Here is a 5,581-nt window from a genome sequence, read left to right as displayed (position 1 = left end):
GGGCGGCGCCGCAGTCGAGGCGGACACTGGGTAGCCTGACGCCGGTGACCGACGAAGATCGGCGGCGCTGGGATGAGCGGTACGCACGCGATGCCGGGGAACCCCGTGCCGCCGTCGGGCCACCCGCACTCTTCGCCGCAAACGCGGACGTGTTTCCGCGCGCCGGCCGGGCTCTCGATGTCGCCTGCGGCACGGGATCCGGCGCGGTCTGGCTGGCCCGCCGCGGCCTGGACGTGTTGGGGTTGGATATCTCCCCGGTCGCTATCCGTCAGGCACGAGATCTGGCCCGGCACAGCGGTATTGGGGAGCGGTGCCGGTTTGACGTCGTCGATCTGGATGACGGTCTGCCGGACGGACCGCCCGTCGCGGTGATCCTGTGTCACAAATTCCGCGACCGCCGCCTCGACCGCGCGATCATCGAGCGCCTGGCGCCCGGCGGTCTGCTGGCGATCGCCACGTTGAGCGAAATCGGAGCCGGCCCAGGACCGTTCCGGGCGGCAGCCGGGGAACTGTCCGCGGCGTTCACCGAACTTGACGTCGTGGCCGCGGGTGAAGGCGGAGGCTATGCGTGGTTGCTGGCGCGCGCCTGACGGCGGCGCGTGCGAGCAACTATTTGCTGCATTCAGCTCCGGGCAACCGAAATTTGTGCGAACCTGAGCCGATATCCGGAAATGATGAGGGGGTTTCCGGGTCTAGCAGGGGTCAGGAGGGTCGCAGTGTCCGAGCTATTTCCTAGTTATCGGGCCAGCTGGGAAACGGATCACCACCGTCAGCTGCGCAAACATGTAGCCGAGTTCATGCTCAAGGAAGCCACACCGAACCAGGAACGGTGGGCCAGCCAGCATCAGGTCGATCGGGAATTCTGGAACAAAATGGGCGACGCGGGGTTGCTCGGGCTGGACCTGCCGGAACGGTTTGGCGGCGTCGGCGGCGACTTCGGCTATTCGGCAGTAGTTGCCGAAGAGCAGGGCCTGGCGCACGATACGGCGTCCGGCTGGGTGGTCCATTCGCCGATCGCATCGCATTACATCAACACCTATGGCACCGAAGAGCAGAAGCAACGGTGGCTGCCCAGGACCATCAGTGGAGACGCGGTGCTGGCGATCGCGATGACCGAACCCGGTGCCGGTTCCGACCTGCAGGGGATACGCACCACCGCGGTTCGCGATGGCTCGGACTATGTGATTAACGGGTCGAAGACGTTCATCACCAACGGAACCCACTGTGATCTGCTGATCATTGTCACCAGAACCGACCCCACGGCGGGCGCCGCGGGAATTTCACTGATCGTCGCCGAAACCGACGAGAATCTGGCCGGCTTCGAGCGCGGCCGGGTGCTGGAAAAGATCGGCCAGCACGGTCAAGACACGCGCGAGTTGTTCTTCTCGGACATGCGGGTGCCCGCGGCGAATCTGCTTGGAAAACAAGAGGGCCTGGGCTTCTATCAGTTGATGGAGCAGTTGTCGCGAGAGCGGCTCATCATCGGGTCGCAGTGCGCCGGCCTCGCCGAATCCGCGGTACTCGAGGCGATCCGCTACACCAAGCAACGTGAAGCATTCGGCCGACCGCTGATCAAGTTCCAGCACAACAGGTTTGAGCTCGCTCAGCTGAAAGCCGAGACCCTGTCCGTCAAGACCACCGTCGACCATTGCATCCAGGAGTACGTCGATGGCAGCAACGATCCCGCGACGGCGTCGATGGCCAAACTGATCGCCGCGGACAAAGCGGTTGACATCGTCGACCGGTGCCTGCAGTTCTTCGGCGGATACGGCTACATGATGGAGTACCCCATCGCCCGCGCCTACACGGCGGCCAGGGTCACCAAGATCTACGGCGGCACAAGCGAAATCATGAAGGAGATCATCAGCCGCTCGCTGTAGCGAGCACCCCGCGTCGGGTAGTGTCACGAGGATGGAGCGGCGCGTCCTCGAAGCGGTCATCTATGAGCGCGAACCGCCGATTGCACGGATCATCCTGAACCGGGTCGACAAGGCCAACACCAAGGATGCGGCTCTGGTCACCGAAGTCGATGACTGCCTGCACGAGGCCGATCGCGACAAAGAGATCAAGGTCGTCATCCTCAAGGGCAACGGCAAGGGCTTTTGCGGCGGGCACGTGGCTCGCTGGGGTGCGGACGAAAACCCCTATCCGGATTTCGGGGACACCTTCGAAGACCTGTACAAGGGCACCGCCGACCTGTTCTTGTGGCCGACGCTGTATTTGTGGGAGTTCCCCAAACCAACGATTTCTCAGATCCACGGCTACTGCATGGGCGGCGGCATATACCTGGGCCTGTTGACCGACTTCTGCGTCGCCTCCGAGGACGCGTATTTCCAAATGCCGCTTGCGCAGAGCCTCGGTGAGCCGGGTGGGCACACCATGATCGAGCCGTGGCTGCTGATGAACTGGCACCGCACCATGGACTGGCTGCTGCTCGCGCCCACCCTGTCCGCGCAGCAGGCACTCGACTGGGGACTGCTCAACCGCGTCGTGCCGCGCGAGGACCTCGAGGACACCGTCGAGGACATGGCCCGCAGGATCGCCCAGATCCCGTTGACCACGCTGATGGCGGTGAAGAACAACGTGAAACGGGCCTGGGAGTTGATGGGTATGCGGGTTCACCTGCAGGTGAGCCACATTCTCACCAATATGGTCGGCGCCGCAACCGACGTACAGGCGCGCCGAGCCGAGCTCAAACAGTCGGGCATGACGCCGCGCGAATTCCTCGACGGCGACAGTTCCTAGCGCGAGTCCTACCGCGAAGAGACGCAAAAGCACCCATTTCGCGTCGAAATGGGTGCTTTTGCGTCTGCTCGCGGTGCTTAGCGGCCCCTCTCGCCGGCGAGCTTGCGTCCCGCGGCATGCCGCGCCGCCACGTAGCCGAACACCATCGAACTGGCGATGCTCGCACCGGCACCCGGATACGTCCGGCCCATGACCGTCGCGGTGGTGTTGCCCGTCGCATACAGGCCCTCGATCACCCGGTCCTGCTCGTCGAGCACCTGCGCGTGCTCGTTGGTGATCACGCCGCCGCACGTCCCGACGTCTGCGGGGAACACCCTGGTCGCGTAGAACGGCGCACGGTCGAGCGGGCCGACGGCGGCGTTGGGCCGATACCCGGGATCACCGAGACAGTCGTTGTACGCCGACTGGCCGCGCCCGAAGTCGGGGTCCAGGCCCTTGGCCGCGAACTTGTTGAACCGCGCGATCGTCCGGGCCAGCTCGTCGGCGGGCAGGTCGATCTGGCGGGCCAGGTCGGCCACGCTCCCAGCGCGTTTGACCGCGCCGCTTTCGATCAGCCCCGGGGGCAGGCCCGAGTTACGTTTGAGCGGGTTCGTACTGGTCACATACCGGCGCACGTAACCGTCGTCGAAGACCATCCAGCAGGGCACCGCCTTATTGGCGTACATCGCCTTGCCCACCTCGACATAGGAGTTGGATTCGTTGCAAAACCGCCGGCCGGTCGAGTCGACATAGACGGCTCCGGGGCGCTGCCGTCCGGAGCCCAGCGACGCCGCCGCGGCGCCACCGTTGGCGATGAAAACCGATGGTAGCCACCAGGCTTCGTCGAGCAGGTCGGTCTTCGCCCCGAGCCGCATAGCGGTCTGCAGCACCTCGCCGGTGTCACCCTGGTTGGCGATCGACCATTTGGCTTCGTTGGGCTGGTCACCGCTGTAGCGGCGACGCATGTCGGCGTTGTGACCGAAACCCCCGGCGGCCAACAGGACTCCCTTGCGTGCCTCGATGTCCAGTTGCTGGCCGTCGCGGATGACGCGGGCGCCCACGACCCGGCCGTCCTCGACGATGAGATCCTGCATCGCGGTCGCGATCCACAGCGGCGGTGCGCCGTCACTGAGGTCGATCAGCGCCTTGAGCATCTGGCCGATCAGCGATGCGCCGTTGGTCAGCATTTTCCTGCGGGCGATGCGCGCGGCGTTGGTTCGCGCGAACACCTTGGTTGCGACCGCGAAAGCGCGCGGCGCGCGATTGAAATACTGGACCGAGCGCAACTCGTTGGTGAGTACCACGTACCCGTAGTTCTTGGCCAGCGCCGGCTGCACCTTGTCGCGCCACGCCCCCAGCTCGGCGGCATCGAACGGTATTCCCTCAATGGCGCGCCCAGACTCGTTGCCGCCCTTGTGATTCGGATAATAGTCGCTGTAGCCGGCGCACCGGATCAGCCGAACTCCCTTGCGCAGCAGAAAATTAACCATCTCGAAGCCCGCGGTGAGGAACATCTCGCGACGGGCGGGGGAGGAAGCCGCACCGATGTCGCCTACCACGTCGGCAAGGTACGCCAAGCCGTCCTCGTGCGAGTCGGCGATGCCGTCGGCGCGCATCAACGGGTTGTTCGGTAGCCAGACGATTCCCCCGGACAGCCCGGTAGACCCGCCGACCAGATCCTGCTTTTCGACGATCAGCGGCTCAAGTCCACAGTCGAGCGCGGCCAGTCCGGCCACCATGCCGCCGCCGCCACTGCCGGCGATCAGTAGGTCGACCGAGCGGTCCCAGTTGGTGGTCATCGCGCTTCCGACGGGACGGCCTGGGAAAATCCGAGATCCACCATCGGAACGTCGATGGTGGAGTTCGTCTTCTGAATGGCCGGAATCAACGCGTCATAGGGCAGGCCGGCGAGGAAGCCGTCGATAACGCGTTCGAAGTTCGAAATCAGTCCTTCGATTTTGCTGGACAACCGCATGTACTCGAAACCCTTGGAGTGCAGGCCCTTTTGCTGCCGGGGCAGGTTGGAGAAGTCCTGGGCCGGGATCGGCGGCCAGCGTGGGTCGTCGGGAGCCATGGGCTCCGGCGGTGTCGGTTTGTCCGTGACCTGATCGGGCGGGATGCGGGTCAGAGACCAGATCTCGAACAGCGTCTCCTCCGGTCCCAGTGGACGGATCCGGTATGAGGAGGCGCTGCTGTATTGCGGCAGCAGAAAGTAATGCGGGAAGCAGAAATTGATCGCGTCGACGATTCCGCGCCGTGCCAAGTCGTTGAGGTCCGGGATGTCGCAGCCCCGGGCGCGATGCCAGTCCACGACCGCGTCGTTGAGGGTGCTGCGCCACAGCGCCATCGCCGCGGCCGGGTCGGTTGGCAGCTCCATGTTCTGCAGGCCCTCGGCGATGCGGACGTCGTTCTCATGCGTCATGCCGGCCATCCCCTCGCCGAGCGTGCGCATGAAGTACAGGTTGGTCTGGGCCAGTCCCGGCGGCCCGGCTGACGGCGTGGGCTGCGATGACGGCAGCAGCTGGGGATGCGTCTGGGGGACGTGGTAACCCTCCATGAATGCGGCCGTCGCCAGCTTCCAGTTCACCGGAAGCCGGCACGCCTGCCACCACTCGACGCGCAGCGACTCCACCCGCCAGGCGTCATAGATCGACGCGAACGGCTCGAAGCAGTCCCGCAGCGGCGGCGCGTGGTCGTCGAGGTTGATCCACGCACACCCGCCCCACAGCTCGCATCGGACCGAGACGAGCCGGAGGTCGTCCGGGCACAGGTTGTGTTCGTCGAACTCCTCGGGCCGCAAGACGAACGTGTTGCGGCCGTCGATGCCCCAGCACCAGCCGTGGAAGGGGCACACGAA

Annotated in this window: 5 protein-coding genes; 3 read left to right on the top strand and 2 right to left on the bottom strand. The window is 65.1% G+C overall.

The features are described from left to right. Positions 1 to 44 precede the first annotated feature (44 nt). The 3 genes from JO236_RS16720 to JO236_RS16710 all read left to right on the top strand — a co-directional run bounded on the left by JO236_RS16720 (position 45) and on the right by JO236_RS16710 (position 2,745). A complete protein-coding gene (locus tag JO236_RS16720) occupies positions 45 to 590 on the top strand; it encodes a class I SAM-dependent methyltransferase (RefSeq protein WP_293332587.1) in 546 nt (181 codons plus the stop codon). Between the two features lie 126 nt (positions 591 to 716). Further along, entirely contained in the window at positions 717 to 1,880 is a 1,164-nt protein-coding gene (locus tag JO236_RS16715; RefSeq protein WP_293332584.1) for an acyl-CoA dehydrogenase family protein, read from the top strand. Positions 1,881 to 1,911: 31 nt separating this feature from the next. Continuing rightward, positions 1,912 to 2,745 (top strand): enoyl-CoA hydratase-related protein, encoded by an 834-nt coding sequence (locus tag JO236_RS16710; RefSeq protein WP_293332581.1) that lies wholly within the window; start codon positions 1,912 to 1,914, stop codon positions 2,743 to 2,745. A gap of 77 nt (positions 2,746 to 2,822) precedes the next feature. On the opposite strand, the gene JO236_RS16705 is transcribed toward JO236_RS16710, so the two are convergent. Next, positions 2,823 to 4,523, bottom strand: coding sequence for an FAD-binding protein (locus JO236_RS16705; protein ID WP_293332578.1), 1,701 nt, complete (start codon positions 4,521 to 4,523; stop codon positions 2,823 to 2,825). Next, a partial coding sequence (locus JO236_RS16700; RefSeq protein ID WP_293332575.1) for an SRPBCC family protein occupies positions 4,520 to 5,581 on the bottom strand: 1,062 nt, incomplete at its 5' end. The genes JO236_RS16700 and JO236_RS16705, both read right to left, overlap by 4 nt.

It is taken from the genome of Mycobacterium sp. (assembly GCF_019247635.1).
In the GTDB taxonomy this organism is placed as follows: domain Bacteria; phylum Actinomycetota; class Actinomycetes; order Mycobacteriales; family Mycobacteriaceae; genus Mycobacterium.
Note: the sequence above shows the minus strand (reverse complement) of the source record. Positions and strands in the feature narration are given on the sequence as shown.

Bases quoted from the DNA above. Each gene is read 5' to 3' on its own strand.
- JO236_RS16705 (WP_293332578.1), bottom strand. From the start codon at position 4,523: ATGACCACCAACTGGGACCGCTCGGTCGACCTACTGATCGCCGGCAGT.
- JO236_RS16710 (WP_293332581.1), top strand. From the start codon at position 1,912: ATGGAGCGGCGCGTCCTCGAAGCGGTCATCTATGAGCGCGAACCGCCG.